Annotated in this window: 26 protein-coding genes; 11 read left to right on the plus strand and 15 right to left on the minus strand. The window is 64.6% G+C overall.

Annotation, left to right across the window (positions count from 1 at the left end; translation table 11 throughout):
- Positions 1-45: 45 nt before the first annotated feature.
- From accC to aroQ, 3 genes are read right to left on the minus strand one after another with little or no spacing between them, the layout of a single operon-like run.
- On the minus strand, positions 46-1,389 hold the full coding sequence (accC, locus tag ACK4FK_RS08355; protein ID WP_409743798.1) for an acetyl-CoA carboxylase biotin carboxylase subunit: 1,344 nt from the start codon (positions 1,387-1,389) through the stop codon (positions 46-48).
- 15 nt (positions 1,390-1,404) lie between these two features.
- Positions 1,405-1,896 carry an acetyl-CoA carboxylase biotin carboxyl carrier protein gene (gene accB / locus ACK4FK_RS08360; RefSeq protein WP_409743802.1) on the minus strand — a complete coding sequence of 164 codons (492 nt, stop codon included), beginning with the start codon at positions 1,894-1,896 and terminating at the stop codon, positions 1,405-1,407.
- Positions 1,897-1,935: 39 nt separating this feature from the next.
- On the minus strand, positions 1,936-2,436 hold the full coding sequence (aroQ, locus tag ACK4FK_RS08365; protein WP_409744183.1) for a type II 3-dehydroquinate dehydratase: 501 nt from the start codon (positions 2,434-2,436) through the stop codon (positions 1,936-1,938).
- A 501-nt stretch (positions 2,437-2,937) separates the two neighbouring features.
- On the opposite strand from aroQ, the gene ACK4FK_RS08370 reads away from it, so the two are divergent.
- Complete coding sequence (locus ACK4FK_RS08370; RefSeq protein WP_409743805.1) at positions 2,938-4,353, plus strand: hypothetical protein; 1,416 nt, start codon at positions 2,938-2,940, stop codon at positions 4,351-4,353.
- 58 nt (positions 4,354-4,411) lie between these two features.
- The gene (locus tag ACK4FK_RS08375; protein WP_409743808.1) at positions 4,412-5,092 is read left to right on the plus strand and encodes an MBL fold metallo-hydrolase; all 681 of its coding nucleotides are present in this window, start codon (positions 4,412-4,414) and stop codon (positions 5,090-5,092) included.
- Positions 5,093-5,101: 9 nt separating this feature from the next.
- On the opposite strand, the gene ACK4FK_RS08380 is transcribed toward ACK4FK_RS08375, so the two are convergent.
- The 4 genes from ACK4FK_RS08380 to hppD form a co-directional block, all read right to left on the minus strand.
- On the minus strand, positions 5,102-5,743 hold the full coding sequence (locus ACK4FK_RS08380; RefSeq protein ID WP_409743810.1) for a glutathione S-transferase family protein: 642 nt from the start codon (positions 5,741-5,743) through the stop codon (positions 5,102-5,104).
- 75 nt (positions 5,744-5,818) lie between these two features.
- Positions 5,819-6,805: a fumarylacetoacetate hydrolase family protein gene (locus ACK4FK_RS08385; RefSeq protein ID WP_409743813.1), complete on the minus strand. Its 987-nt coding sequence runs from the start codon at positions 6,803-6,805 to the stop codon at positions 5,819-5,821.
- 29 nt (positions 6,806-6,834) lie between these two features.
- Complete coding sequence (locus ACK4FK_RS08390) at positions 6,835-8,001, minus strand: homogentisate 1,2-dioxygenase (protein WP_409743816.1); 1,167 nt, start codon at positions 7,999-8,001, stop codon at positions 6,835-6,837.
- Positions 8,002-8,031: 30 nt separating this feature from the next.
- On the minus strand, positions 8,032-9,099 hold the full coding sequence (gene hppD / locus ACK4FK_RS08395; RefSeq protein WP_409743819.1) for a 4-hydroxyphenylpyruvate dioxygenase: 1,068 nt from the start codon (positions 9,097-9,099) through the stop codon (positions 8,032-8,034).
- A 96-nt stretch (positions 9,100-9,195) separates the two neighbouring features.
- Here hppD and ACK4FK_RS08400 point away from each other — a divergent pair, with 96 nt between their 5' ends.
- Positions 9,196-9,651 carry a MarR family winged helix-turn-helix transcriptional regulator gene (locus tag ACK4FK_RS08400; protein ID WP_409743822.1) on the plus strand — a complete coding sequence of 152 codons (456 nt, stop codon included), beginning with the start codon at positions 9,196-9,198 and terminating at the stop codon, positions 9,649-9,651.
- A gap of 7 nt (positions 9,652-9,658) precedes the next feature.
- On the opposite strand, the gene ACK4FK_RS08405 is transcribed toward ACK4FK_RS08400, so the two are convergent.
- Together ACK4FK_RS08405 and thiS are read right to left on the minus strand one after the other, a co-directional pair.
- Complete coding sequence (locus ACK4FK_RS08405; protein ID WP_409743825.1) at positions 9,659-10,288, minus strand: DedA family protein; 630 nt, start codon at positions 10,286-10,288, stop codon at positions 9,659-9,661.
- Between the two features lie 19 nt (positions 10,289-10,307).
- The gene (gene thiS / locus ACK4FK_RS08410) at positions 10,308-11,297 is read right to left on the minus strand and encodes a sulfur carrier protein ThiS (RefSeq protein WP_409743828.1); all 990 of its coding nucleotides are present in this window, start codon (positions 11,295-11,297) and stop codon (positions 10,308-10,310) included.
- 186 nt (positions 11,298-11,483) lie between these two features.
- Here thiS and maiA point away from each other — a divergent pair, with 186 nt between their 5' ends.
- Entirely contained in the window at positions 11,484-12,122 is a 639-nt protein-coding gene (gene maiA / locus ACK4FK_RS08415; RefSeq protein ID WP_409743832.1) for a maleylacetoacetate isomerase, read from the plus strand.
- A 6-nt stretch (positions 12,123-12,128) separates the two neighbouring features.
- Here the strand turns inward: maiA and gph are convergent, their stop codons facing one another.
- Positions 12,129-12,809, minus strand: coding sequence for a phosphoglycolate phosphatase (gene gph / locus ACK4FK_RS08420; protein WP_409743835.1), 681 nt, complete (start codon positions 12,807-12,809; stop codon positions 12,129-12,131).
- 129 nt (positions 12,810-12,938) lie between these two features.
- Here gph and glmU point away from each other — a divergent pair, with 129 nt between their 5' ends.
- Genes glmU through ACK4FK_RS08450 form a run of 6 tightly spaced genes read left to right on the plus strand, consistent with a single transcriptional unit; the run spans position 12,939 to position 20,101 of the window.
- Entirely contained in the window at positions 12,939-14,318 is a 1,380-nt protein-coding gene (glmU, locus tag ACK4FK_RS08425; RefSeq protein WP_409743838.1) for a bifunctional UDP-N-acetylglucosamine diphosphorylase/glucosamine-1-phosphate N-acetyltransferase GlmU, read from the plus strand.
- Positions 14,319-14,329: 11 nt separating this feature from the next.
- Positions 14,330-16,156: a glutamine--fructose-6-phosphate transaminase (isomerizing) gene (glmS, locus tag ACK4FK_RS08430; RefSeq protein WP_409743841.1), complete on the plus strand. Its 1,827-nt coding sequence runs from the start codon at positions 14,330-14,332 to the stop codon at positions 16,154-16,156.
- Positions 16,157-16,169: 13 nt separating this feature from the next.
- Positions 16,170-16,778 carry a tyrosine phosphatase family protein gene (locus tag ACK4FK_RS08435; protein ID WP_409743844.1) on the plus strand — a complete coding sequence of 203 codons (609 nt, stop codon included), beginning with the start codon at positions 16,170-16,172 and terminating at the stop codon, positions 16,776-16,778.
- A complete protein-coding gene (gene gor, locus ACK4FK_RS08440) occupies positions 16,765-18,120 on the plus strand; it encodes a glutathione-disulfide reductase (protein ID WP_409743847.1) in 1,356 nt (451 codons plus the stop codon). Before ACK4FK_RS08435 ends, gor begins: the two co-directional genes overlap by 14 nt.
- Positions 18,120-18,647 carry a bifunctional adenosylcobinamide kinase/adenosylcobinamide-phosphate guanylyltransferase gene (cobU, locus tag ACK4FK_RS08445; protein ID WP_409743849.1) on the plus strand — a complete coding sequence of 176 codons (528 nt, stop codon included), beginning with the start codon at positions 18,120-18,122 and terminating at the stop codon, positions 18,645-18,647. Before gor ends, cobU begins: the two co-directional genes overlap by 1 nt.
- Positions 18,644-20,101: a cobyric acid synthase gene (locus ACK4FK_RS08450; RefSeq protein ID WP_409743852.1), complete on the plus strand. Its 1,458-nt coding sequence runs from the start codon at positions 18,644-18,646 to the stop codon at positions 20,099-20,101. Before cobU ends, ACK4FK_RS08450 begins: the two co-directional genes overlap by 4 nt.
- Here the strand turns inward: ACK4FK_RS08450 and cbiB are convergent.
- Positions 20,085-21,095 (minus strand): adenosylcobinamide-phosphate synthase CbiB, encoded by a 1,011-nt coding sequence (cbiB, locus tag ACK4FK_RS08455; protein WP_409743855.1) that lies wholly within the window; start codon positions 21,093-21,095, stop codon positions 20,085-20,087. The two genes, ACK4FK_RS08450 and cbiB, sit on opposite strands and share 17 nt — an antisense overlap.
- Here cbiB and cobD point away from each other — a divergent pair.
- A complete protein-coding gene (gene cobD / locus ACK4FK_RS08460) occupies positions 21,076-22,122 on the plus strand; it encodes a threonine-phosphate decarboxylase CobD (protein WP_409743858.1) in 1,047 nt (348 codons plus the stop codon). The two genes, cbiB and cobD, sit on opposite strands and share 20 nt — an antisense overlap.
- Here cobD and ACK4FK_RS08465 read toward each other — a convergent pair whose 3' ends face one another.
- Genes ACK4FK_RS08465 through ACK4FK_RS08480 form a run of 4 tightly spaced genes read right to left on the minus strand, consistent with a single transcriptional unit; the run spans position 22,123 to position 25,960 of the window.
- Positions 22,123-22,908 carry an ABC transporter permease gene (locus ACK4FK_RS08465; protein WP_409743861.1) on the minus strand — a complete coding sequence of 262 codons (786 nt, stop codon included), beginning with the start codon at positions 22,906-22,908 and terminating at the stop codon, positions 22,123-22,125.
- Positions 22,905-23,768 carry an ABC transporter permease gene (locus tag ACK4FK_RS08470; protein WP_409743864.1) on the minus strand — a complete coding sequence of 288 codons (864 nt, stop codon included), beginning with the start codon at positions 23,766-23,768 and terminating at the stop codon, positions 22,905-22,907. Before ACK4FK_RS08470 ends, ACK4FK_RS08465 begins: the two co-directional genes overlap by 4 nt.
- Before the next feature lies 1 nt (position 23,769).
- Positions 23,770-24,861, minus strand: coding sequence for an ABC transporter ATP-binding protein (locus ACK4FK_RS08475; RefSeq protein WP_409743867.1), 1,092 nt, complete (start codon positions 24,859-24,861; stop codon positions 23,770-23,772).
- A complete protein-coding gene (locus ACK4FK_RS08480) occupies positions 24,851-25,960 on the minus strand; it encodes a polyamine ABC transporter substrate-binding protein (protein WP_409743870.1) in 1,110 nt (369 codons plus the stop codon). Before ACK4FK_RS08480 ends, ACK4FK_RS08475 begins: the two co-directional genes overlap by 11 nt.
- Between the last annotated feature and the right edge of the window lie 99 nt (positions 25,961-26,059).

Raw genomic sequence — 26,059 nt, forward strand, 5'->3', positions numbered from 1 at the left:
GCCAGGAGCTAGTGCGCATCCCGCAAATCCCTAACCCTGCCAAGGTCAATTTTGGCGGGCGATGAATTCTTCCAGCCAGTGGATGTCGTAGGCACCATTGACGAAATCGGGTTCGTTGATCAGCGCCAGATGCAGCGGAATGGTGGTTTCCAGCCCGCCGATCACATACTCCTCCAGCGAGCGGCGCAGGCGCATCAGGCATTCGTTGCGGCTGGTGCCGTGCACGATCAGCTTGCCGATCAGCGAGTCGTAATGCGGCGGAATCTGGTAGCCGGTGTAGAGTGCTGAATCGACGCGTACGCCCAGCCCGCCGGGCACGTGATAGTCGGTGACGCGACCGGGCGAGGGCGCGAAGGTACGTGGATTCTCGGCGTTGATGCGGCACTCGATGGCGTGGCCGTTGAACTTGATGTCGTCCTGCGTGTAGCCCAGCGGCGCGCCGTTGGCGATGCGCAGCTGCTCGCGCACGAGGTCCAGGCCGGTGATCATCTCGGTGACGGGATGCTCCACCTGCAGGCGGGTGTTCATCTCGATGAAATAGAACTGGCCGTTTTCGAACAGGAATTCGATGGTGCCGGCGCCGCGATAGCCCAGCTTGGCGACGGCATTGGCGGCGATCTTGCCGATCTTGTCGCGTTGGTCGGAGTTCAGGGCCGGCGAACGGGCCTCTTCCAGCACCTTCTGGTGGCGGCGCTGCAGCGAGCAGTCGCGTTCGCCCAGATGCACGGCATTGCCATGGCTGTCGCCGAAAATCTGCATCTCGATATGGCGCGGCCGGGCGAGGTATTTCTCGACATAGACCGAGTCGTTGCCGAAGGCGTTGCGCGCCTCGTTCTTGGCCTGCGCCAATGCCGAGCCGAATTCAGCCGGCGACCGCACCACCTTCATGCCGCGGCCGCCGCCGCCGGCGGTGGCCTTGATCAGCACGGGATAGCCCATGTCGTCCGCCAGTTTCAGGCCCTGGGCCTCGCTCTCGATGGCGCCATCGGAACCGGGCACCACGGGCAAGCCAAGATCCTTGGCCACCTGCTTGGCCGTGATCTTGTCGCCCATCATCTTGATGTGTTCGGAGGTCGGGCCGATGAAGGTGATGCCGTGGGCCTCGACGATCTCGGCGAACTTGGCGTTTTCCGACAGGAAGCCATAGCCGGGATGGATTGCATCCGCGCCAGTGATCTCGGCGGCTGAGATGATCGCCGGGATGTTGAGATAGCTCTGGCTGGAGGGCGGCGGACCGATGCAGACGGATTCATCGGCGATGCGCACATGCATGGCATCGGCATCAGCGGTGGAATGAACCGCTACCGTCCGGATGCCCATCTCGCGGCAGGCGCGATGGATGCGCAGCGCGATCTCGCCGCGATTGGCGATCAGCACCTTGTCAAACATGGAGGCGACCGGCGCTTATTCGATAACCAGCAGGACCTGGCCGAATTCGACCGGCTGCTGGTTCTCGATCAGGATGCGGGCCACGCGGCCGCCCTTGGGCGCGGTGATCGGGTTCATGGTCTTCATGGCCTCGACGATCAGCACGGTCTGGCCGGCATTCACGGTGTCGCCGACCTTCACGAAGGGGGCGGCGCCGGGCTCGGATGCCACATACACGGTGCCGACCATCGGCGATTTCACGGCACCGGGGTGATTGGCGTCGTCACTTCCGGCCGCGGCGGGCGCCGCCGCGCCGCCGGCAGCAGCCGGGGCGGGAGCATAAACCTGGGCCGGGGCGGCGGCCATCACGGTACCGCCCTTGGTGACCCGCACTTTCAGCGCGCCTTCGCTCCACTCGATCTCGGTCAGGCCGGTCTCGTTGAGCAGGTCGGCGAGATCGCGGATCATCTGCTGGTCGATGCGGCTGGCGGCGGGTTTGGCGGCTTTATCCTTAGGCGCGGATGCCATGCGCTACTCCTGTGATGCTTAAGGCTGTGAATATAGGGTTCAGACGATATCGGCCAGCGCTTCCAGCGCCAGCACATATCCCTTCGGCCCGAAACCGCAGATCATCCCCTTCGCGGCCAGCGAAACATAGGAATGATGGCGGAATTCCTCGCGCCGGTGGATGTTGGACAGATGCACCTCGACGCAGGGCTTCTCGGCGGCGTTCAGCGCGTCGAGAAGCGCGACCGAGGTATGCGTATAGGCTCCGGCATTGAGCACGATGCCGTCGGCATGGGAGCGGGCTTCCTGGATCCAGTCGACCAGCTCGCCCTCGTGATTGCTCTGGCGGAAAACCAGGGTCATACCGAGCCGTTTCGCGGCGGCAAGACAAAGCTTTTCCACGTCAGCCAGGGTATCGCGGCCGTAGATCTCGGGCTGGCGCAGGCCCAGCATATTCAGATTTGGGCCGTTCAGCACATAGACCACGGGCGTAGAGGTCTTCGGCGTGGAGGCCTTGAGCCCGGAAGCCTTGCCGCCCGACTTTTTCCGCTTCTGCGCCATGATGAGGTGATCGCTCCGAAAGACCGGCATTTGCCGTACACCATCGCATCGCCCCGGGCAACCCGTTGATCATGCAGGCCGGTCGCGGCGGAGAGGCGGAAGCACCGGTCCGGCCGCAGGCGGCGGACCGATAATCCGTTCGTGAGTGACGGTGAATGCCGAAGATCTATTTATGGGCGAGTTTATTGGGAAAAATCGCCCGATGGTTTGATATTGCGGGGTTCCTGCTCATACAAGGATGCTCTCGCAAAAGTTGTGCATCTCTTGGTCGGTATGGTTAATGCCAAGGGAGTAAGTATTCGTATTTTACTTCGTTTACAGAGAAAATTATCCTTAACGCTCAGGTTGCGGTGTTGAGCGGTGTTCGCCTAAACGCGGTGATTACATAATTGAAAGTTGTGTTAAGCTGTCTCCATGGTTGATGCCGTGACGGGGCGGGCAGCGCTCTCCCTATTGTCAGGACCATCCGCGGCGGACCAGCAAGGCAATCGGAAGAATCCGTTGCTGCCGACCCCGTTGAACCAGCCGGAAAAAACCGGCTTTCAGCGGGCGCCGGCGATTCTGCGGTTCGATGTGCCGCGCGTCAGCGACAATACCTTCGCGGCGCTGCAGGATGCCGCCCTGCTGAGCAGCGTGCGCACCAAGGTGACGTTCGAGGAACGCACCCGGCTGGAGGCGGAAATCCGCCGCCGCATCCAAGTGGTTGAGACCGGCGGCAGCCCCGGCAGCCCGGCTACGCCTGACAGCACCAATGTCGTGACCATTACCCAGGGCAGCCTGGACCAAAATGCGCTGGGCGCCCTGAATGACCTGATCGAAGGTTTCCGGCGCGGCAGCGGCGAGAATCCGTCCCGCTTCGTGCCCGCCCTGACACGGGAATTGCAGCGGTTCAGCGACAGGCTGAACAGTGGCGAGGCCGGCGATACGCTGGCGGGCATCATCCGCCGCATAGAGAACAGCGTGATCGGAGAGGACGGCCTGCAATTCTCCGACCTGTTCCGCGATCCGGGCTTTTTCATCAGCATTGCCGCCGGACTGGGCGAACTGGCATCCAGCACCAATGGCCGTGCCGCCGATGCCCTGCGCGACGTGATTTTCCGACTGGGCGACCGGCGGCTGTATGACGGCAATCCGCGCAACGATTCCCTGCGCGCCGTCAGTTCCGCCATCGATCGACTGGGACGCGCGCTGGATGACGAGTCCAACGCGGTGCCGGCCCTGCAAAACTTCCTTGAACGGATCGGCGGCGATCCCGGCAACGGCAATGGCCGTTACGCCGCGCGCATCGCCGATATTCTCGATCAGACCCTGAGCGACCTGCGCGGCGGGTCGCTCGATCTGCAGGCCATCCGCCGCGTCGAAAGCGCGCTGCAGGATATCGCCGGCCTGCAGGATATCGCCGGCAATGCCGATGACCGGCTGCGCGAGCAGGCGACGGAGGGGTTGCAGGATATCCTCGATCGTTATGCCCGCATAACCGACACCACGCAGACAACGGTGATCCCCGGCCAGCCGGCCGTGCCGCCGACGCCGGGCGAGAAAACCCTGGTGATCACCGAGGAGACCACGCTGGTGCCCCGGGTGGAGATCGTCGAGCGTGTGGTCGCGGTCTACCAGGCGGTTCAGGATCAGTTCAAGCCGCTGCAGAAGCTGAGCGAGCCGCCGCCACCGGTGCCCAATCTGCAGGCCCTGGTAACGCCGCCGGGACGCGACGACGAGGATGACAGGCGTCGCAACCGCTTTGGCATCAATGCCGATGACGAGCGCGGCGTGGCCGGATTTGGTCTGCGCAGGGAAGACGACGAGGACCGCGGACGGCCGTTCTCTCTCTCCGGCCCGCTCTCCGGCGGCTACGGCGCATCCGGTTCCGGCTTCAGCAGCCTGGCTGCGGGGCGGTATCTCGACAATACGGTTTGATGCCGTCCCTGGCCCTGCGGCAATTGCCAATCCCGCCATGGCGGGCTAATCCGATGGCATGACCGCATCCTCCCAGCAGCCTCGCCTGCATGCCGAGATCAATCCCGTCACGCCGTTCCAGCAGAACTGCTCGCTGATCTGGTGTCCGGAGACCATGCGCGGCGCGCTGGTTGATGCCGGGGGCGAAGCCGAGCAACTCCTGGCCGCCGCCGAACGGCGCGGCGTGACACTGGAAAAACTGCTGGTCACGCACGGGCACCTGGATCATGCCGGCGCGGTGAAGGACATCGCCGAACAACTCAACCTGCCCATCGAGGGGCCGCATCGCGACGATGCCTTCTGGATCGATGGGATGCCGCAGGCGGCGAAGCAGTATGGCTTCCCGCCTTCGCGCAGCTTCACGCCCGACCGTTGGCTGGAAAACGGCGACACGGTGACGGTGGGCAATCTCACGCTCGATGTCTACCACTGCCCCGGCCACACGCCGGGCCATGTGGTATTCGTGCATGCGCCGTCGCGCGTGGCGCTGGTGGGCGACGTGCTGTTCCAGGGTTCGATCGGCCGCACGGATTTTCCTCGCGGCAATCATGCCGACCTGATCCGCTCGATCCGCGAGCGGCTGTTCCCGCTGGGCGACGACATCACCTTCGTGCCCGGCCACGGCCCGCTCTCCACCTTCGGGCAGGAGCGGCAGGGCAATCCCTTCGTGTCGGACCGCGCGCTGGGGATCGGCGCGTAAGAGGTTCGCTCACCGCCAGTGCGGCGGCCAGGTTTTCTCGGTGATCGGCAGGGCGCGCATGCGCTGCTGCCAGGCGGCCATCTTCGGCGTGATCAGGTCGGCCGGCACGGTGCCGGGTTTACGGGTCTCGATGCGGCCCAGCATGGCGACGCTGGGATAGAGCGTGAAATCGGCGGCCGAAGGCGCCGTACCGCCGAACCAGTCGCCGGTCAGCAATTTTTCCCAGTAGGCGAATTCCGTGCGCAGGGCGGCGAGGCCCTTCGCCGTGCGTTCGGCGGCATCGGGCAGGCCGGGTTCCAGCAGCGGCCGGACCATCATCTCGACGGCTTCGACGAAATGGTTGTCGATTTCACGGATCATGCGGCGCTGGATGGCGCGCTGGCGGATATCGGCGGGGAAGAGCGTAGGGCCTTCGGGCCAGCGTTCGGCGATGTATTCGACGATGGCATTCGATTCGAAGATGGCGAAACCGTCATCCACCAGGGCCGGCACCTCGCCGCGTGGATTCACCGCTAGGTATTCCGGTGTCTTGTGCTCGCGCTTGTCGAAGGAGATAAGCCGGAAATCGTAGGACAGGCCCTTGTGCTCAAGGGCGAGCCAGACCCGCCAGGCAAAAGGCGAACCCGAACCGTAATAGAAAGTCAGCGCCATGATCCCCTCCCGTGTGATGGCTGCGGCAGCATAGCCCAACTAACGGGAGGGGGAGGAGTGTCAACGTGACGGCGGTCACGGGCCTGTGTATTTCACGATCTTCTGGTCGATGGCGCCGAAGATTGACTTGCCGGCGGCATCGAACATCTCGATGCGCACATGGTCGCCGAACTTCATGAACGGCGTCTTTGGCTTGCCCTCGTTGATCGTCTCGATCATGCGGATTTCGGCCAGACAGGAGAAGCCCTTGCTGGCATCTCGGTTCGACACGGTGCCCGAGCCGACGATGCAGCCGGCCTTCAGGTTGCGCGTCTTGGCCGCATGGGCGACCAGATCGGCCAGGCTGAACTGCATGTCGGCGCCGGCATCGGGTTCGCCGAACTTTTTGCCATTCAGATGAGTCACCAGCGGCCGGCAGACCTTCGAATCCTTCCAGGCGTCGCCCAGTTCGTCGGGCGTGACAGCAACCGGCGAGAAGGCGGTAGAGGGTTTGCCATGGAAGAAGCCGAAGCCCTTGGCCAGCTCGGCCGGGATCAGGTTGCGTAAGCTGACATCGTTCACCAGCATCAGCAGGCGGATCTGAGCCGCCGCCTGGGCTGACGAGGAGCCCATAGCCACGTCGCCGGTGATCGCAGCCACCTCGCCCTCGAAATCGATGCCATAGGCCTCGTCGGCCACGGGGATGTCGGCGGTGGGCGGCAGGAAATCGTCCGAGCCGCCCTGATACATCAGCGGATCGTGGAGGAATTCCGGCGGCATCTGGGCGCCGCGCGCCCTGCGCACCAGTTCGACGTGGTTGAGATAGGCCGAGCCGTCGCACCACTGATAGGCGCGCGGCAGCGGCGAGGCCAGCTTGCCGGCGTCAAAGGGAAGCGCACCGGCCGCTTCGCCCTTGTTCAGGGCATCGTACACGGCCTGCAGCTTCGGTGCCATCACGGCCCAGGAATCAAGCGCCATCTGCAGGGTGGGGCAGAGCTGGTCGACTGGCAGCATGCGGGCCAGGTCGCGGCTGACCACGCAGAGACGTCCGTCGCGGCCATGCCGCAGCGAGGCGAGTTTCATCGCAAATTACTCCCTAGACTTGGTTGTGCTTACTCGGCGGCCTGCTTGAAGCCTTCAGGGTTCCAGGTACCGACATAGCCCTTGAACTCGACGCTCTCGGCCGCCGGCGCGATATCGAGCGCGTCCCGGGTATCCAGCATCACCGCCACTTCGTCGGTTTCCTTGCGGGCCGCCTTCGCGCCGGCCGCAAAGGCCTTGGGATGCGGGCCATGGGGGAAGCCGCAGGGATGCACGGTGATCATGCCGGGATGGATATTGTCGCGGCTGAAGAACTGACCCTGGTGATAGAAGATCACCTCGTCGTAATCGTCGTTGTTGTGGAAGAACGGCACCTTCAGGGCTTCGGGATCGGATTCGATCGGGCGCGGCACGAAGGTGCAGACCACAAAGCGCGAGGCGAGGAAGGTGGTGTGCGCGCTCGGCGGCAGGTGATAGCGGTGGCTCATCAGCGGCCGGATGTCGCGCCAGTTCAGCTTCACCGCGGTCAGGTCGCCCTTCCAGCCCACCACGTCGAGCGGGTTGAAGGGGTACGTTACGGTGGAGATCTGGTCGCGGCGCTTGATCACCACGCGCCAGTTGCTGCCGCCCGAAGCCGGGCCATTCTTCTGCTGGGCGCGGAAGGGATCGTCGATGCGCGGAATCTGCAGCACGCCGGGATCGAAGATCGCATGCGGTCCCAGCAGGCCCTTGTCGGGCAGGCGATAGCTGTCGTTGGTGGCCTCGATCATCAGGATCTTGCTTGGCGAGGCAGGCTCCAGGCGCCACATGGTGCCGCGCGGCAGCATGATGTAATCGCCTTCACCATACTCCATATGGCCGAAGTCGCAGAACAGCGCGCCGCTGCCCGCATGCACGAACAGCAACTCGTCGCCATCGCCGTTGCGCACCAGGTGATCCATCGCCTGGGCGATCAGCAGGTGGCGGTATTTCACATGGGCATTGCCCATGAGCAGCTTAGCCTTCCACGGGCAGTCGACCGCATCGGCGAACTTCGCCGTGTCGAAGGCGCGCGGCTTCAGCGGGCCTTCCCAGTCGATCCAGCCGGTGGGCGGGTTCTGGTGATAGAGATGGGCGGCGGGGCCGAAGAAGCCTTCCTTGCCCATCTCGCGCTCGAAGGTGCCCTGGGGCAGGGCGACATGGGCCTGCCGCGCGGACTGGCCCTCGCTGTGGGTCATGGGTATCCAGGTCTTGGCCATGGGGCGTTTCCTCCTGACTCTTCTGTCTGATTAATTGGCTTTCAGCACGCCGCGCCGAATCTGGTCTAGTTCGATGGACTCGAACAGGGCCTTGAAGTTGCCCTCGCCGAAGCCCTCGTTGCCTTTACGCTGGATGATCTCGAAGAAGATCGGCCCGATCACGGTATCGGTAAAGATTTGCAGCAGCAGGCCCTGGTTCTGGGTCGGCGCGCCGTCGATCAGGATCTGCAACTCCTTCAGGCGGGCGAGATTCTCGCCATGACCCGGCACGCGGCCCTCGACCTGGTCGTAATAGGTGTCCAGCGTGGACTGGAACGGCACGTCGCGGCCGCGCATGGTGCTGACGGTCGTGTAGATGTCGTCGGTACCCAGCGCCACATGCTGGATGCCCTCGCCATGATAGGCATTCAGGTATTCGACGATCTGCGACTTGTCGTCAGAGCTTTCGTTGATGGGAATGCGGATCTTGCCGCAGGGGCTGGTCATCGCCTTGGATTTCAGGCCGGTGAGCTGGCCTTCGATGTCGAAATACTTGATCTCTCGGAAATTGAAGAGGCGCTCATAGAATTCCGCCCATTCGTTCATGCGGCCGCGATGCACGTTGTGGGTCAGGTGGTCGACATAGGTGAGGCCAACACCCTTCGGATTGCGGTCCACGCCGGGCAGGGGCACGAAGTCGACATCGTAGATGGTGCCACGTTCGCCATAGCGGTCGACCAGGTAGATCAGGCTGTCGCCGATGCCCTTGATGGCGGGGATATTCAACTCCATCGGGCCGGGCTGGGCCTCGACACCCCAGGCGCCCAGCTCGGTGGCGCGCTTGTAGGCCTTGGCGGCATCCTTCACGCGGAAGGCCATGGCGCAGATCGACGGGCCGTGGATGCGGGCGAAGCTCTGGGCGAAGCTGGCCGGCTCGGCATTGAGGATGAAATTGACGTCTCCCTGGCGGAAAAGCGTCACGTTCTTGGAGCGGTGCCTGGCCACGGCGACGAAGCCCATGCGCTCGAACAGCGCAGCCAGCTTCTCGGGTTCGGGCGCGGCGTATTCGATGAATTCAAAGCCATCGGTGCCCATCGGGTTGTCGAACAGATCGGCCATGGGGATTATCCTCCCAAAAGGAATTGCGATTGAGTCGCATAATAGTTACATTTGAAACTATATTCAAGGCCGAACATCGCCATGGGAGAGACCAAAATGGCCAAAGCGCCGCTGGCACTGGAGCGGTTCCTGCCTTACCGGCTCTCGGTGCTGACCAACCGGGTCAGCGGCGCGCTGTCGCGGCATTACGCCGACCGGTTCGGCATCGGCATTCCAGAATGGCGGGTGATTGCGATCCTCGGCCGTTATGCCGGCCTGAGTGCCAACCAGGTGGCGGAACGCTCGGCCATGGACAAGGTGACAGTCAGCCGCGCCGTGGCGGCGTTGGAATCCAAGGGCCTGCTGGATCGGGAGCGAGACGATGGCGACAAGCGCAAGTCGCGGCTGACGCTGTCAGGCAAGGGGCAAGGCGTTTATGCCGAAATCGCGCCGCTGGCGCTGGGCTTTGAGCGCGAGCTGCTGACGGTCCTGACTGTCGATGAAGCGGCCCAGCTCGACCGCATCATCGACAAGCTGAATGGCAAGATGGACGTGCTAGCCACCGAACGCTAGGCCGCAGTCATTCCGAAGCCGGGGGCACCACCTGCTTGGCCTGCTGGGCGGCGATCTGCGCTTCGAAGCGCGCCTTGCCGCGACGGTGCACCAGGAACAGCACCACGCCGACCACGGCGAAGATGGCCAGCATGATCAGGCCGAAATCCTTGGCGATGTCGCCCAACACCGCCTCGAAGGCGACGCCCAGCAGATAGCCGGCCCAGGAGAAGGCATTCGCCCACAGGCCGGCGGCGATGAAGTTGAGCACGGCAAAGCGCGGCCAGGAGATCATGCTCATGCCCATCGCCAGAGACGAGAAGTTGCGCACGCCGTAGATGAAGCGGAAGCTGAGGATGAAGCCGATGTGGTATTTGTGCAGCATGTCGAGCGCCACGTTGACGCCGCCCTGCAGCTTGGGGAATCGCTTGAGCAGACGGTGGCCGTATTTCCGGCCGATCCAGAAATAGAGCTGGTCGCCGGAAAAGCTGCCTAGCCAGGCAGCCGCGATCAGCCAGTACATATGCAACATGCCCTGGCTTGCGGCCGCTCCGGCGAAGATCACGAAGGTCTCACCTTCCAGGAACGTCCAGACGAAGGTGATGATGTAGAACCACTCGCGATACTGTTCGATCAGACCGTAAATATCGATATCCACAGGAGCCTCGTGTGCCGGTTCAGATCAGGCCGGCAAGCGGCGAGGAAGGATCGGCATAGCGCTTCTTGGGCATGCGACCGGCCAGATAGGCCAGTCGGCCGGCCTCGATCGCCAGCTTCATGGCCCGGGCCATGCGGATCGGATCTTTCGCTTCGGCGATGGCGGTATTCATCAGCACGCCGTCGCAGCCCAGTTCCATGGCGATGGCGGCATCCGAGGCGGTGCCGACGCCGGCATCGACCAGCACCGGCACTTTGGCATTCTCGATGATGATGCGGATGTTCACTGGGTTCTGGATGCCAAGGCCCGAGCCGATCGGCGCCGCCAGCGGCATGATCGCGCAAGCGCCCAGGTCTTCCAGCTTCTTTGCCGCGATCGGATCGTCGGCGCAGTAGACCATGACGTCGAATCCGTCCTTCACCAGCAGCTTGGTCGCTTCCAGCGTGGCTTCCATGTCGGGATAGAGCGTCTTCTGGTCGCCCAGCACTTCCAGCTTCACCAGCTTCCAGCCACCGGCCTCGCGGGCTAGGCGCAGCGTGCGCACCGCATCGTCGGCGGTGTAGCAGCCGGCGGTGTTGGGCAGGTAGGTGTACTTCCTGGGATCGACGTAATCGACCAGCATCGGCTGGTTCGGATCAGTGACGTTCACGCGGCGCACGGCGACGGTGACGATCTCGGCGCCCGAGGCCTCGATGGCGAGCCTAGTCTGCTCGAAATCCTTGTACTTGCCGGTGCCGACCAGCAGGCGTGAGCGGAAGCGCTTGCCGGCAACCTCGAAATAATCGTCCTCGGCGGGCTTCATGGGCGCGTTGCCGCCGCCAATGAAATGCACGATCTCGATTTTGTCGCCGTCGTTGAGCGCGGTCTCGGCATAGGCCGAACGCGGCACGATTTCCCGATTGAGTTCGATGGCAATCTTGCGGGCGTCGAGCGACAGGGCGGACAGTAGCTCCGCCACCGTTGCTGCACCGCCCATCTCGCGGGCTTCGCCATTGATCGTCAACTGCATGTTCTGCGCTACCCTGCCTACGCGCGGTCTTTTTGGCCGCACCGGTCAGATGGGGGCCGATGGGCGGGCAGACAATAGAGCGCGGGACGGCGCCGGGGCAACCCTTCCATTGGTCCTATTTCCCTCGAAGGCTTTGTAACACAACGGTATTGCGCTACGATCCGGCCCTTTCCGGGAGGGTTTTACATGCTGCTTTATGGGTATTTCCGGTCCTCGGCCGCCTACCGGGTGCGGATCGCGCTGAATCTGAAGGGGCTCGCCTATGACAACAGCTTCATCCACCTCCAGAAGAACGACCAGTTGTCGGATGACTTTGCCCGCCTGAATCCCCAGAAGCAGGTTCCCGCCCTGGTCGATGGCGGAACGCTGCTGACCCAGTCGCTGGCCATCATGGAATACCTGGACGAAACCCATCCCGAGCCGGCCTTCCTGCCCGCCGATCCCAAGGAGCGGGCCCGCGTAAGGGCCCTGGCGCTGGCCATTGCCTGCGACATCCACCCGCTGAACAACCTTCGCGTGCTGCGCTACCTGGTCAAGGAGATGGGACTGCCGGAGGACAAGAAGGACCAATGGTACCAGCACTGGATCGAAAACGGCTTTCAGGCGGTGGAAAAGATGCTGAGCGGCAGCCCGGCCACCGGCCGTTTCTGCCACGGCGACAGCCCCACCATGGCCGACATCTGCCTGGTGCCGCAGGTCGCCAATGCCCGCCGCTTCAACTGCGACCTTTCGGCCTATCCGACACTGGTGCGCATCGATGGCGAGTGCCGCCAGTTGGAGGCCTTCGCCAAAGCAGCCCCGGACAAGCAGCCTGACGCCGAATAGGTCGCCTCAGCCTCCGAGCGCGGCGATGGCCTCGGGCAGGTCGGCGAAATGGTCGATCAGGCGGTCGCCGCCCAGTTCATGGGGCGGAATCTGCGTATAGCCGAAGCTGACCACCACGCAGGGCAGGCCGGCGGCCTTGGCTGCATTCACGTCGTTGGCGGAATCGCCCACCATGGCGGCCCAGCCATGGGCAATGCCCAAACGCGCGTTCAATGCCGCGACGGTGCCGTGGATATGGCCGGGATCGGGCTTGCGCATGGCCAGGGTGTCGCCGCCAACCACGGCGCCAAACAGGTCGAGCATACCGAGCTGGCCCAGCAGGCTGCGGCTGAGGCCCTCGGGCTTGTTGGTGCAGACGGCCAGTGCGTAATCCTGCTCGGCCAGAGAAGCCAGGCAGGTCAGCGCGCCGGGAAAGGGGCGGCTGGTATCGGCCAGATGGCGGCCGTAATAGACCATGAAATCCGTGAACGCGTTCTCAAACTGCTCGGGTCCCGGCATGCCGCCGCTGGCCTTGAAACCCTTTTCCAGCAGGGCGCGGGCGCCGTCCCCCACCATGCTGCGCACGGCTTCCAGCCCGAGGGCGGGCCGCCCGGCACGGGTCAACGCATGATCTGTCGCCGCCGCAAGATCGGGCGCCGTATCAACCAGCGTGCCGTCGAGATCGAACAGAATTGCCTTACGAGTCATGGTGTTACATTTAGAAAGACCCTGAAACAGACGGAAAGAGCATTTGATTTCCGTTGCCCTGGGCGGCTATGACACAGTCCCGCCGCGCCGAATGCGGCGAATCGCGATTTTTGTACACGGAACAGGTTGATGGCGAAACGCCCTCCAGCAAAGCGAAAGACGGGAAAACGGAGCGTGGCGGTCGTGGTCCTGGCTGCCGGCCAGGGCACGCGGATGAAATCGCGCCTGCCCAAGGTGCTGCATCCGGTGGCCGGCCGGGCGATGCTGCATCATGTACTGGATGTCGCCGCGAGCCTGAAGCCTGAACGGGTCATTGTCGTGACCGGCAAGGACCAGACCGCCGTGATGGACGCCGCCAGGCCCGCGCAGACTGTCGTGCAGCATCCGGCGCAGGGCACGGGCCATGCAGTGATAGCCGCCCTGCCGGCGCTGAAGGGGTTCAGCGGCGATGTGCTGGTGGTGTTCGGCGACACGCCGCTGCTCACGCCGGGTCTGCTGAAAAACCTGGTGGCGGCCCGCCGGCATAAAAGTGATCCGGCCGCCGTGATCGTCGGATTCCGCCCGGCCGATCCGGCTGCCTATGGTCGCCTGATCACCGATGCGAAGGGCCAGTTGCAGAAGATCGTCGAATACAAGAATGCCTCGGCCGAGGAGCGGGTCGTGCGGCTATGCAATGGTGGCCTGATGGCGCTGGACGGCGCGCGGCTGCCCGTGCTGCTGAAAAAGTTGAGCAACAAAAACGCGCAGGGCGAATACCTGCTGACCGACGTGGTGGAGCATGCCAATGCGCAGGGCTGGACCTGCCGCGTGGTGGAGGCCGATCCGGTCGAGGTGATGGGTATCAACACCCGGGCCGAGCTGAGCATGGCGGAGGCGGCGATGCAGCAACGCCTGCGCGCCGCGGCCATGGCCAGCGGCGTGACCATGACGGCACCGGAAACGGTATATCTGCGCAGCGATACCAGACTCGGCCGCGATGTAGTGATCGAACCCTTCGTGGTGTTTGGCCCTGGCGTCAGTGTTGCTGACGACGTGGTGATCCGCAGTCACAGCCATATCGAGGGCGCCAGCATCGCGCCGGGCGCCACCATCGGACCGTTCGCCCGGCTGCGGCCCGGTGCCCGCATCGACGAGCAGGCTCATATCGGCAATTTCGTCGAGATCAAGAATGCCCGCGTGGAGAAGGGCGCCAAGGTCAATCATCTGACCTATATCGGCGATGCCCGCGTGGGCGCCAAGGCCAATGTCGGCGCCGGCACCATCACCTGCAATTACGATGGCTTCGACAAGTATCACACAGATATCGGCGCGGGCGCCTTCATTGGCTCGAATTCGGCCCTTGTGGCGCCGGTGAAGATCGGCGCCGGCGCCATGGTGGCAGCCGGCAGCGTGGTCACGCGCGACGTACCGGCCGATGCCCTGGCCGTAGCGCGCGGCCGTCAGGACGACAAGCCCGGCTTTGCAGCGAAGTTCCGCGCCCTGAAGGCGGCGCGCAAGACGAAGAAATAGGAGCAGCGCGTATGTGCGGAATTGTCGGCGTCGTCGGCACGCGGAATGTCGTCCCCCTGCTGATCGACGGCCTGAAGCGGCTGGAATATCGTGGCTATGATTCCGCCGGTGTCGCCACGCTGAGCGGGAAGGGCGTGATCGAGCGCCGCCGCGCCGAAGGCAAGATCGTCAATCTGGAAGGCCGGCTGGCCGAGCTGCCGCTGCAGGGCCTGATCGGCATCGCCCATACCCGCTGGGCCACGCATGGCGCACCGAACGAGGCCAACGCCCATCCGCATGCGACCGAGCGCGTGGCGCTCGTGCATAACGGCATTATCGAGAATTACCGCGAACTGGCCGAGGAACTGATTGCCAAAGGGCAGGTTTTCCAGAGCCAGACCGATACCGAGGTGGCGCTCCGACTGATCGACCAGTATCTCGTCGAGGGCATGGATCCCGAAACAGCGGTGAAAACGGCGCTCGGCCGACTGCGCGGCGCTTTTGCGCTGGGCATCCTGTTCCACGGCAAGGATGACCTGCTGATTGGCGCCCGCCGCGGCGCGCCGCTCGCGGTCGGGTTCGGCAATGGCGAGATGTATCTGGGCTCCGATGCCCTGGCGCTGGCGCCGCTGACCGACAAGATCGCCTATCTGGAAGAAGGCGATTGGGTCGTGTTGAGCCGTGGCGCAGCGCGTTTCTTCGATGCCGACAACAAACCAGTGCAGCGCGCAGTGCGTCCCACTGCGATCAGCGGCGCCATGATCGGCAAGGGCAATTACCGCCACTACATGCAGAAGGAGATCTACGAGCAGCCAGCGGTGATGGGCGATACCATCAATACCGTGGTGAGCCCGACCGACCGCTGGGTGCACCTGCCCGATCTCGGGCTCGACCTGGCGCAAATCAGCCGGATCACCATCGTGGCCTGCGGCACCTCGTATTATTCCGGCCTGGTGGCGAAATACTGGCTGGAACGTTATGCCCGCATCAACGTGGAAGTGGATGTGGCCTCCGAGTTCCGTTACCGCGAGGCACCGGTCGATCCCAAGGGTTTGGCCATTTTCATCTCGCAGTCAGGCGAGACGGCCGATACGCTCGCCGCTCTGCGCTACGTGAAGCAGAATGGCGGGCGCACCCTGGCGATCGTCAATGTGCCGGAAAGCAGTATGGCACGCGAAGCCGACGGCGTGCTGCCAACCAAGGCCGGACCGGAAATCGGCGTGGCCTCCACCAAGGCATTCACCTGCCAGCTCGTTACCCTGGCCGCCTTCAGCCTGGCCGTGGCCCATGCACGCAAGGCGCTGAGCCAAGACGAAGCCGCGCGGCTGATGGGGGCGCTGATCGAGGTGCCGGCCCGGGCCGCCGAGGTGCTGAACCACGACGACGATCTGCAGGCCCTGGCCGAGCAGATCATGGATGCGCGCGATGTTCTGTATATCGGCCGCGGCCCGTGCTTCCCGCTCGCGCTGGAGGGTGCGCTGAAGTTGAAGGAGATTTCCTACATCCATGCCGAGGGCTACGCCGCCGGCGAATTGAAGCACGGCCCAATCGCGCTGATCGACGAGCAGGTGCCGGTGATCGTCATTGCCCCCAGCGATGGCCTGTTCGAGAAGACCATCTCTAACATGCAGGAGGTGATGGCGCGCGGCGGCAAGGTGATCTTCATGTCGGACAAGGCCGGCCTGGCCCATGTGGACGAGCGCACCTTCGCCACCGTGGTTCTGCCCGAGGTCGAGCCTTTCGTGGCGCCGATCCTCTATGCCATTCCGGTTCAGCTTCTGGCCTATCACGTCGCCGTGCTGAAGGGCACCGATGTAGACCAGCCGCGCAACCTGGCCAAGTCGGTAACGGTTGAATGAAAAGGATTGGTGAATGAGTCCGGTCGTCGCGCGTGGCCTGCTGCCGTTCCGTCTCAGCATCTGCGGCGTGGCGGAGCTGCATCAGTTTGCCGGCGACGTGACGCATATTCTCGGCATCCTTGATCCCGGCACGCCGCAACCCGATGGTTACGCCCATCATCCGGCGGCGCGGCGCAACGAGTTCCGCTTCTACGATATCGTGACGCCGGCCGAGGGCCGAAGCCTGCCGGGCGAGCGGGACGTGGCCGCCATACTTGAGGTGGGCGAACGGCTGGCAGCCGATCGCGTGGATCACCTGCTGGTGCATTGCTTTGCCGGGGTGTCGCGCTCCACGGCCGCCGCCGTCAGCCTGATGGCGCAGCGCAATCCGGGCCGCGAGACCGATATTTTCGCCACGCTGGCCGATATCCGGCCCCGGGCCTGGCCCAATACCGTCATGATCCAGCATGCCGACCGCCTGCTGGGCCTGGGTGGCGCGCTTGTCGAGGCACTGCGGCTGCACCACATTGCTACAGCCCACCGCTATCCTGAGGTTCGGACCTTGATCTCCAGCGTCGGTCGTGGGCATGAATTGCCTGCGGAATATGCTGCGGAAGGACCGGACCCCCATGAGCCAGTATGATTTCGACCTGTTTGTGATCGGTGGCGGCTCCGGCGGTGTACGCGCCGGTCGCATCGCGGCGAGCCATGGCGCCCGTGTCGCGGTGGCAGAGGAATATCGTTATGGCGGCACCTGCGTGATCCGCGGCTGCGTGCCCAAGAAGCTGCTGGTCTACGGTTCGGAATTTTCCCACGCCTTCAAAGATGCTGCCGGTTTCGGCTGGAGCGTGGGCGAGAGCCGGTTCGACTGGACGGCGATGATCGCGGCTAAAGACAAAGAGATAGGCCGGCTGGAAAAAATCTACCGCGGCCTGTTCGAGAATGCCGGCGCGAAGACCTTCGACGGTCGCGCCACGCTGAAGGATGCCCATACCGTCCTGATCAACGACAAGCCCGTCACGGCCGGCACGATCCTGATCGCCACGGGCGGCCACCCGGTGAAGCCGTCCATTCCCGGCGCCGAGCTGATGATCACCTCCAATGAGGCGTTTCATCTGAAGGAGATGCCGAAGCGGATCATCGTGATCGGCGGCGGCTATATCGCCTGCGAGTTCGCTGGCATCTTCAACGGTTTCGGCGCCAAGGTGACGCAGCTTTATCGCGGCGAGCAGATTCTGCGCGGCTTCGATCACGATGTCCGCAGCCATCTGGCCGGCGAACTGGTCAAAAGCGGCATTGACCTGAAGCTCAAAACCGATGTCACGCGGATCGAGAAGGTGGCCGGCGGCCTGCTGGCGCACCTCACCGATGGCAGCTCGATGGAGGTGGATGCCGTGATGGCCGCCACCGGCCGCAAGCCCAACACCGATGGCCTGGGCCTGGAAGCCGTGGGCGTGGAGACCGATGCCGATGGCGCGGTGGTGGTGGACGAGTATTCGCGTTCCAGCGTGGAGAACATCTACGCTGTGGGCGATGTGACCAACCGCATCAACCTGACGCCGGTGGCGATCCGTGAGGGCCATGCCTTCGCCGATACCGTGTTCGGCAACAAGCCGCGCAAGGCCGATCATAACGATGTGCCAGCCGCCGTGTTCAGCCAGCCCAGCGTGGGTACGGTGGGCCTGAGCGAGGAAGACGCACGCAAGGCCTATGGCGAGGTGGATATCTATCGCACCATATTCCGACCGATGAAGGCGACGCTGTCGGGCCGCGATGAGCGTATCCTGATGAAGCTGGTGGTGGATGCGAAGACCGACCGCGTGGTGGGCGCCCATATGGTTGGCCACGAGGCTGGCGAGATCATCCAGGGCATTGCCATCGCCATAAAGGCAAAGGCCACCAAGGCCGATTTCGATGCCACCGTAGGCATTCACCCAACGGCGGCCGAGGAATTCGTCACCTTGCGCGAAAAGGGGAAGGCGTAATGTCTCCCGCGCGCGCCGAGGCGAAGATCACCCTGATCCTCGGCGGTGCGCGTTCGGGCAAGTCGCGGCTGGCCGAGGAGTTGGCCCAGAAGCGTGACGGGCAGTTGGTCTACATTGCCACGGCGGAAGCCTGGGATGACGAAATGCGAGCCCGTATTGCCGAACATAAGGTGCGCCGCGGCGACCGCTGGCATGACGTCGAGATGCCGATTGCCATTGCCGAGGCGTTGCGGACCCTGCCCGCCGATACCGGTGCGGTGCTGGTCGACTGCCTGACGCTGTGGCTCTCCAACCTGATGCATGCCAATCGCGACATTGCAATGGAAACGGCCGGCCTGCTGGCAGCACTCGATGCCGTGCGGTTTCCCGTGCTGCTGGTCTCCAACGAGGTGGGGCTCGGCATCGTGCCCGACAACAGGCTGGCGCGTGATTTCCGCGACCATCAGGGCCGCCTGAACCAAGCTGTCGCGGCGAGGGCCGACCATGTCGTGTTCATGGCGGCCGGATTGCCGCTGATTCTGAAATGACCGCGCGCGCCCTCATGTTCCAGGGCACCGGCTCGGATGTGGGCAAGTCGGTGCTCTGTGCCGGCGTGATCCGGGCGCTGGTCAGGCGCGGTCACAGCGTGCGGCCATTCAAGCCGCAGAACATGTCGAACAATGCCGCCGTCACGGCCGATGGCGGCGAGATCGGCCGCGCCCAGGCCCTGCAGGCGCGCGCCGCCGGCGTGGCGCCCAGCGTGCACATGAATCCCGTCCTGCTGAAACCGCAAGGCGATCGCACCAGCCAGATCGTGGTGCAGGGCCGCATCCATGGCAGCACCGATGCGCGCGGCTATCTGGCGAAGAAGGCCGAGCTGTGGCCCTTCGTCGCCGAGAGCTTCGGCAAACTGAAACAGGACGCCGATTTCGTCGTGGTGGAAGGCGCCGGTTCGCCGGCCGAGGTGAACCTGCGCGCCAACGACATCGCCAATATGGGCTTTGCCACTCGCGCCGGTGTTCCTGTCGTGCTGGTGGGCGATATCGACCGCGGCGGCGTGATCGCCTCGCTGGTCGGCACGGCGGCCTTGCTGGAGCCGGAAGAGGCGGCGCAGGTGGCCGGTTTCCTGATCAACAAGTTCCGTGGCGATGTCAGCCTGTTCGACGACGGCCTGAGGATCATTACCCAGCGTACTGGCTGGCGCAGTTTCGGTGTGTTGCCGCACCTGCCCGAGGTGGTGCGCCTGCCGGCCGAGGACAGCATGGCGCTGGACAATGCGGGCGCCAGCGATGGCGATATCGTCATCGCCGTGCCACGCCTGGCTCATATCGCCAATTTCGACGATTTCGATCCGCTGCGGCAGCAGCAGGGGGTGAAGCTGGTTTTTGTGCCGGCCGGCAAGCCCCTGCCGGCCGAGGCTGCGCTGGTGATCCTGCCCGGATCGAAGGCCACCATCGCCGACCTGAAATTCCTCCGCCAGCAGGGCTGGGATATCGACCTTGTCGGCCATCTGCGGCGCGGCCGCCGCGTGCTGGGTATCTGTGGCGGCTACCAGATGCTGGGTCGTGTGATAAGCGATCCACAGGGCATCGAAGGGCCGCCCGAGGCCGTGGAGGGCCTGGGGCTGCTGGATGTCGAAACCGAACTGACCGGCGACAAGGCCCTGCACGAAGCACAGGGTTTTGAACGCTTCACCGGCGAGGTCGTGCGCGGTTATGAGATGCATGTGGGACGTACGGTCGGCGCCGATGCCGAGCGGCCGTTGCTGCGGCTGGACAACCGTCACGACGGCGCCGTTTCGGCCGATGGCAGCATCGCGGGCTGCTACCTGCATGGCCTGTTTGCATCCGATGCCTTCCGCTCGGCCTATCTGACGTTGCTGAGCGGACGCGCGGTGGCGACCGGCAATTACGAGGCCGATGTCGAGGCGGCCCTGGATGCATTGGCCACCGCCGTCGAACGGCATCTTGATATGGATGCGCTGATCAGCGCAGCGCGATAACCGCCAGCACGGCCACACCGAACAGCAGCAGGCAGGCCACGACAAACAGCCGCAACGCGCGGCGGATATCGGCCGCATTGGAATTTTCGCGGCCATGTCCCATCCAGTGGTCCTCGACCCAGCGCTCGCCATAGCGGCGCGGACCGGCCAGTTTCAGGCCGAGTGCGCCGGCCATGGCCGCTTCGGGCCAGCCGGCATTGGGGGATTTGTGCTGTCCGGCATCGCGCTCGACGGCGGCAAAGGCATCGGCGGGCGAAGCCTTCGGCGTGATCATGGCGGCGAGGATCAGCAGCAGGGCGGACAGCCGCGAGGCCGGCAGGTTCAGCAGGTCGTCGAACCGCGCCGCCGCCCAGCCGAAGGCGCGGTATTTGTCGTTCCTGTGGCCGATCATGCTGTCGGCGGTGTTCGCTGCCTTGTAGAGCACGATGCCGGGCAGGCCGAACAGGGCCAGCCAAAAGGCCGGTGCCACCACGCCATCGGAAAAATTCTCGGCCAGGCTTTCGATGGCGGCGCGGCTGACGCCGGCCTCATCCAGGCTCTCAGGGTCGCGGCCGACGATCATGGCTACGGCCCTGCGGCCGCCGGAAAGGCCGTCCTGTTCCAGGCCGCGCGCCACGGCGGCGACATGATCGTAAAGGCTGCGCTGGGCGATCAGGCTGGCGGCCAGCAGACCCTCGATAAGCCAGCCCCAGGGCAGGGCGCGCAGGAATACACTGATCACGGCGGCCGTGCCGGCGCAGATGACGAGCAGGATCAGCAGGGCAATGATACCGGCCATCTGCCGCTGCCAGACACGCCAGGCCGTGCGGTTGAGGCTGCGGTCGAGCAGGCCGATCAGCGCGCCGATCCACACCACCGGGTGGCGGATGGCGCGGTAGAGCGCATCCGGCCAGCCGAAGGCGGCATCGAGCCCAAGCGCGATGACGAGGAGCCAGAGGTTGATCGCAACCGGGTACACCGTAAGATCGCCGCCGATGAAAGAGAACACCACCATGGGCGAGGCTTCGCCATCCCGTCAACCGGCCCCCGGGGACATGCCGCTGGTTCATGGCGGCGATCTCAGTGCACTGAAGGCCACCCCCGGTGCTTATGAGGGCGACTGGCTGGACCTCAGCACCGGCATCAATCCGTATGCCTATCCGCTGCCGCCGCTCGGGCCTGAGGACTGGGGGCGGTTGCCCGCTGCCGCCGCGCTGGACGACCTGCTGGCGGCGGCGCGCAAGGCCTATGGCTGCCCGGCCGAGGCCGGCATTGCCGCTTTGCCTGGCACGCAGGCGGCGATCCAGATTCTGCCGCGACTGTTCGCTCCGTCACGGGTGACGATCCTCGGGCCCACCTATGCCGAGCATGCCTATGCCTGGCGGCTGCTGGGCCATCGCGTCACCGAACTGGATGGGCTGCCGAGCACGCTGGCCGAGACCGATATCCTGGTCGTGGTGAATCCCAACAACCCCGATGGCCGCACACTGGGGCCCGATCTGCTGCAGCGCTGGCGGCAGGAACTGGCGGCCAGGAGTGGCTGGCTGGTCGTGGACGAGGCCTTCGCGGATGTGGTGCCGGAGGCAAGCCTGGCTGGCGATGCCGGCGCGGCCGGCCTGATCATCCTGCGCTCGTTCGGCAAGTTCTTTGGCCTGGCCGGCCTGCGGCTGGGTTTTGTGCTGGCGCAGCCGGCAATGGCCGAAGCCCTGCGTGCATCACTCGGGCCATGGGCGGTGAGTGGCCCGGCGCTGACGATTGGCGCTGCGGCGCTGAACGATACGGGCTGGCAGGCCGCGATGCGCGATGAGCTGCGCGCCCGCGCCCAGCGCTTCGATCTCGCCCTGCGCGAACGCGGCATCCATGTACTGGGCGGTACCAGCCTGTATCGTCTGGCCAAGGTGCCCGAAGCCGCGAAGCTGGCGGCGTCGCTGCGGAAACAGGGCGTGCATGTGCGCATTTTCGAGCGCCAGCCGCAGTGGATGCGTTTTGGCCTGCCGGCCGATGAAGCCGAATTCTGGCGGCGCTTCGACGCGGCGCGCTGATCAGCGTTTCGGAAGATTGCGCTTGTAGAGCAGGCTGGCGGCGATGACGCAGAGGCTAACCAGCGCCAGCATGATGGTCGAGATCGCGTTGATCTCGGGTGAGACGCCCAGGCGCACGGCGCTGTAGACCCGCACCGGCAATGTCGTGGCGCCGGGGCCGTTGACGAAAGATGCGATCACCACGTCATCCAGCGACAGCGTGAAGGCCAGCAGCCAGCTTGCCACCAGGGCCGGCAGCAGGCTGGGCACCGTCACCAGAAGGAAGGCCGAGACCGGCCCGGCGCCCAGGTCGCGCGCGGCGGCTTCCAGGTTGGGATCGAGGCTGACCAGTTTCGACTGGATGATCACCAGCGCAAAGGCGGTGCCGAATGTGGCGTGGGCCAGCGCTACGGTCAGCAGGCCGCGCTCGAGATTGAGGGCGACGAACAGCATCAGCGCGGAGACGCCGAGGATCACTTCGGGGAGCACCATCGGCGCCAGCATCAGGCCGCCGAAAACCTGACGGGCGGGAAAGCGGCCGAGCCGGGTGAGCGCCAGCGCGCCCAGCGTGCCGAGCAGGGTGGCCAGCGTGGCGGCGACGACCGCGATCTGCAGGGAATGCAGTGCGGCTTCCAGATAGGCCGGATTGGAAAACAGCACGCCGTACCAGTGCAGCGAAAAGCCGCCCCAGACCGTGACCAGCTTGGAGGCGTTGAAGGAAAAGATCACCACCAGCAGGATCGGCAGGTAGAGGAAAGCCAGGCCGAGGGCCAGCGCCGCGAGGTTGATGCCGCTGAAGCGCCTCATCGTGCGCGGCCCCCCAGTTCCAGCCGCTGCAGCCACAAGGCCGGCCCGAGCAGCAGCAGGGTGAGCAGCACCGCCAGCGCGCTGGCCATGGTCCAGTCGCGGTTGGAGAAGAACTCGCTCCACAAGGTCTGGCCAAGCATGATGGTCGCCGAGCCGCCGAGCAGATCGGGGATGACGAATTCACCGACCATGGGAATAAACACCATCAGGCCGGCTGCGATGAGTCCCGGCCGCGCCAGCGGCAGCGTGACCAGCCAGAAGGCCTGCAGCGGCGAGGCGCCGAGGTCGACGGCGGCCTCGGTCAGTTTCGGCGACTGGCCGACCAGGCTGGCATAGATCGGCAGGATGGCGAACGGCAGGTAGGAATAGGTCATGCCCAGGGCCACGCCGAAGCCGGTGTTGATCATCACCAGCGGCTCGTCGATCAGGCCGAGCCAGACCAGCGCCGCGTTGATCAGGCCCTCGGGTTTGAGCAGCGCGATCCAGGCATAGACGCGGATCAGGAAGGAGGTCCAGAAGGGCAGGATGATCATCACCAGCAGGAAGGGCTGCCAGCGCGGCGCCGCGCGCTCCACCGCCCGCGCGATGGCCAGGCCCAGCGTCAGGCAGCAGGCGGTGCCGATGCCGGCATAAAGCAGGCTGTTGCCAAGGGCGCGCAGATACAGGGCATCGGCCATCAGCAGGGCATAGTTACCGAAATGGATTCTCAGTGCGCCATCGGCGAACAGCGGCGTATAGGGCGGCTGCGCCATCTGCGGTTCGGCGAAGCTGATCTTCAGCACCATCAGCAGCGGCACGGCCACCAGCAGGGCGGTCCACAGGGCCGGCAGGGCGATCAGGACAAAACCGCGCCGGGTCATCTCAGTCGGCCAGCGGAATCACGGCGGCGGCTTCCCATTGCAGCCAGACGGTCTGGTCCAGCTCCAGCAGCGGCTCGTGGATGGCATTGAGCTGCGAGGCCTTGAGGATGCGGCCATCGGCCAGCTTCGCCGCGATGGTGGTCATGTCGCCGATATACTCGATATCGGTGATGACACCAGAGGCGGTATTGGGTCCAGCGGGCAGGGGTTCGCGCGAGATCTCGATCTGCTCCAGCCGCAGGCCAAGCAGCTGCCGGCCGCCGGCCGCGCGCGGTGTGGCATCGGCGGGAAACCGCAGATCAAGGCCGCCGGCCTTTGCCAGCACAAGGTCGCCGCTTTCGGCCTGCACTTCCGCATCGAACAGGTTGATGTCGCACATCAAGCTGGCGACGAAACGGTCCACCGGCCGGCCGTAGATACGGCGGGGCGCGTCGATCTGACGGAAGCGACCATGCTGCATCACGGCGATGCGGTCGGCCAGTGCCATCGCCTCGTCGTTGTCGTGGGTGACGAAGACGAAGGCGATGCCGGTCTGGCGGTTCAGCCTGCGCAGCTCGGCTTGGGTCTGCTGGCGCAGGCGTTTGTCGAGCGCGCCGAGCGGCTCATCCAGCAGCAGGAGGCGCGGCCGTTTCACCAGGGCGCGGGCCAGCGCCACGCGCTGCTGCTGGCCGCCGGACAACTGGTCGGGCTTGCGGGCGGCGAAGCCGCCGATCTCGAGCATCGCCATGGCTTCATCCACGCGTGTAGCGATCTCGGCCGCCGGCAGGCCTTCGCGGCGCAGGCCGAAGGCGATGTTGTCGCGCACGGTGAGATGCGGGAACAAGGCATAGGACTGGAACATCATGTTCACCGGCCGGCGGTAGGCGGGCAGGGACGTGATGTCCTGCCCGTCCAGCAGGATGCTGCCGCCATCCGGCAGTTCCAGGCCGGCGATCATGCGCAGAAGGGTGGACTTGCCGCAGCCCGACGGGCCGAGCAGCACGAGGATTTCTCCGGCCTCGACATTCAGGTCGATGCCATCGACCGCCGTTTCGCCACCATACTGTTTGGTGACGCCGCGCAGTTCCAGCAGCGCCATGATCTCAGTTGCCACCTTTCACGCGGGTCCAGGCACGGGTCAGCAGGCGCTGTTCGCTCTGGTTGAAGGGCTGCACGGTATACAGCGTCTTGATGATGTCAGCGGTGGGAAACACGTCCTTGTCGGCCATTGCCTCCTTGGAGACCAGCGACAGCGAGGCCGGTACGGCGTTGGGATACTGCACGGCGTTGGTGATTTTCGCGATCACCTTGGGCTGCAGGATGTAGTTGATGAAGGCATGGGCATTGTCGACGTTCGGCGCGTCGGCCGGGATCGCCATCACGTCGAACCATTGCTGCGCACCTTCCTTGGGCAGCAGGTATTGCACGCGCACGCCTTTCTTGGCCTCTTCGGCGCGGGTGCGGGCCTGCAGGATGTCGCCCGAGAAGCCATAGGCCAGGCAGGCATCGCCATTCGCCAGATCGTTGATGTACTGCGAGGAGTGGAACTTGCGGATATAGGGCCGCACTTTCATCAGCGCCGCCTCGGCCTTGGCAATGCTATCGGCATCCTTGGCATTGGGATCGAGACCGAGATATTTCAGCGCTGCCGTCATCAGCTCGTCCGGCGCATCCAGCACCACCACGCCGCAATCGGCGAATTTCGACACCACCGCCGGATCGAACAGCATGCGCAGGCTATTGGCCGGTGGGTTGGTCAGGCGCTGCTTGATCTTGTCGGGGTTCAGGCCGATGCCGCTGGTGCCCCACAGATAGATGGCGGCGTGCCTGTTCTCGGGGTCGAACTTCGCCAGCCGCTGCATCAGTTCGGGGTCGAGGTTCTTCAGGTTGGGGATCTTGGCCTTGTCGAGCGGCCGCAGCAGCTTCGCCTGCACCTGGCGGGCCATGTAGTATTGCGTCGGTACCACGATGTCGTAGCCGGTCTTGCCGGCCAGCAGCTTGGATTCCAGCGTGTCGTTGGAATCGTAGACGTCGTAGCGCACGCGAATGCCGGTCTCCTTCTCGAAATCCTTCAGCACCTGCGGGTCGATGTAATCTGACCAGTTGTAGATGTTCACCACCTTGTCCTGGGCCCGGACGGCCGTGCCGAACGTGGCGACCGCCAGAGCGAGGGCGGCAGTGGCAAGGATGGCGAAAGGACGGCTGTGGCGCATGGTCGACTCCCCCGTGGATGGCCGAATTATGACAAGGCCGGCGCGCGGCAGCAATGCCGTCCGCTGCGTCGCAGCAAGGTCCCGGCCTGCCCATATCCT

Origin of the sequence: Ferrovibrio sp. (assembly GCF_046297895.1) — a bacterium.
Lineage (GTDB): Bacteria > Pseudomonadota > Alphaproteobacteria > Ferrovibrionales > Ferrovibrionaceae > Ferrovibrio.

Excerpts from the sequence above, each read along its gene's own strand:
- ACK4FK_RS08480 (WP_409743870.1), bottom strand. The coding sequence starts at position 25,960 with ATGCGCCACAGCCGTCCTTTCGCCATCCTTGCCACTGCCGCCCTCGCT.
- ACK4FK_RS08375 (WP_409743808.1), top strand. The coding sequence starts at position 4,412 with ATGACCGCATCCTCCCAGCAGCCTCGCCTGCATGCCGAGATCAATCCC.
- thiS (WP_409743828.1), bottom strand. The coding sequence starts at position 11,297 with ATGCAGTTGACGATCAATGGCGAAGCCCGCGAGATGGGCGGTGCAGCA.
- glmS (WP_409743841.1), top strand. The coding sequence starts at position 14,330 with ATGTGCGGAATTGTCGGCGTCGTCGGCACGCGGAATGTCGTCCCCCTG.
- aroQ (WP_409744183.1), bottom strand. The coding sequence starts at position 2,436 with ATGGCGCAGAAGCGGAAAAAGTCGGGCGGCAAGGCTTCCGGGCTCAAG.
- ACK4FK_RS08390 (WP_409743816.1), bottom strand. The coding sequence starts at position 8,001 with ATGGCCAAGACCTGGATACCCATGACCCACAGCGAGGGCCAGTCCGCG.
- ACK4FK_RS08385 (WP_409743813.1), bottom strand. The coding sequence starts at position 6,805 with ATGAAACTCGCCTCGCTGCGGCATGGCCGCGACGGACGTCTCTGCGTG.
- ACK4FK_RS08450 (WP_409743852.1), top strand. The coding sequence starts at position 18,644 with ATGACCGCGCGCGCCCTCATGTTCCAGGGCACCGGCTCGGATGTGGGC.
- accB (WP_409743802.1), bottom strand. The coding sequence starts at position 1,896 with ATGGCATCCGCGCCTAAGGATAAAGCCGCCAAACCCGCCGCCAGCCGC.
- accC (WP_409743798.1), bottom strand. The coding sequence starts at position 1,389 with ATGTTTGACAAGGTGCTGATCGCCAATCGCGGCGAGATCGCGCTGCGC.
- ACK4FK_RS08465 (WP_409743861.1), bottom strand. The coding sequence starts at position 22,908 with ATGAGGCGCTTCAGCGGCATCAACCTCGCGGCGCTGGCCCTCGGCCTG.
- cobU (WP_409743849.1), top strand. The coding sequence starts at position 18,120 with ATGTCTCCCGCGCGCGCCGAGGCGAAGATCACCCTGATCCTCGGCGGT.
- ACK4FK_RS08400 (WP_409743822.1), top strand. The coding sequence starts at position 9,196 with ATGGCCAAAGCGCCGCTGGCACTGGAGCGGTTCCTGCCTTACCGGCTC.
- cobD (WP_409743858.1), top strand. The coding sequence starts at position 21,076 with ATGAAAGAGAACACCACCATGGGCGAGGCTTCGCCATCCCGTCAACCG.
- hppD (WP_409743819.1), bottom strand. The coding sequence starts at position 9,099 with ATGGCCGATCTGTTCGACAACCCGATGGGCACCGATGGCTTTGAATTC.
- gph (WP_409743835.1), bottom strand. The coding sequence starts at position 12,809 with ATGACTCGTAAGGCAATTCTGTTCGATCTCGACGGCACGCTGGTTGAT.
- cbiB (WP_409743855.1), bottom strand. The coding sequence starts at position 21,095 with ATGGTGGTGTTCTCTTTCATCGGCGGCGATCTTACGGTGTACCCGGTT.
- gor (WP_409743847.1), top strand. The coding sequence starts at position 16,765 with ATGAGCCAGTATGATTTCGACCTGTTTGTGATCGGTGGCGGCTCCGGC.
- ACK4FK_RS08470 (WP_409743864.1), bottom strand. The coding sequence starts at position 23,768 with ATGACCCGGCGCGGTTTTGTCCTGATCGCCCTGCCGGCCCTGTGGACC.
- ACK4FK_RS08435 (WP_409743844.1), top strand. The coding sequence starts at position 16,170 with ATGAGTCCGGTCGTCGCGCGTGGCCTGCTGCCGTTCCGTCTCAGCATC.
- ACK4FK_RS08380 (WP_409743810.1), bottom strand. The coding sequence starts at position 5,743 with ATGGCGCTGACTTTCTATTACGGTTCGGGTTCGCCTTTTGCCTGGCGG.
- maiA (WP_409743832.1), top strand. The coding sequence starts at position 11,484 with ATGCTGCTTTATGGGTATTTCCGGTCCTCGGCCGCCTACCGGGTGCGG.
- glmU (WP_409743838.1), top strand. The coding sequence starts at position 12,939 with ATGGCGAAACGCCCTCCAGCAAAGCGAAAGACGGGAAAACGGAGCGTG.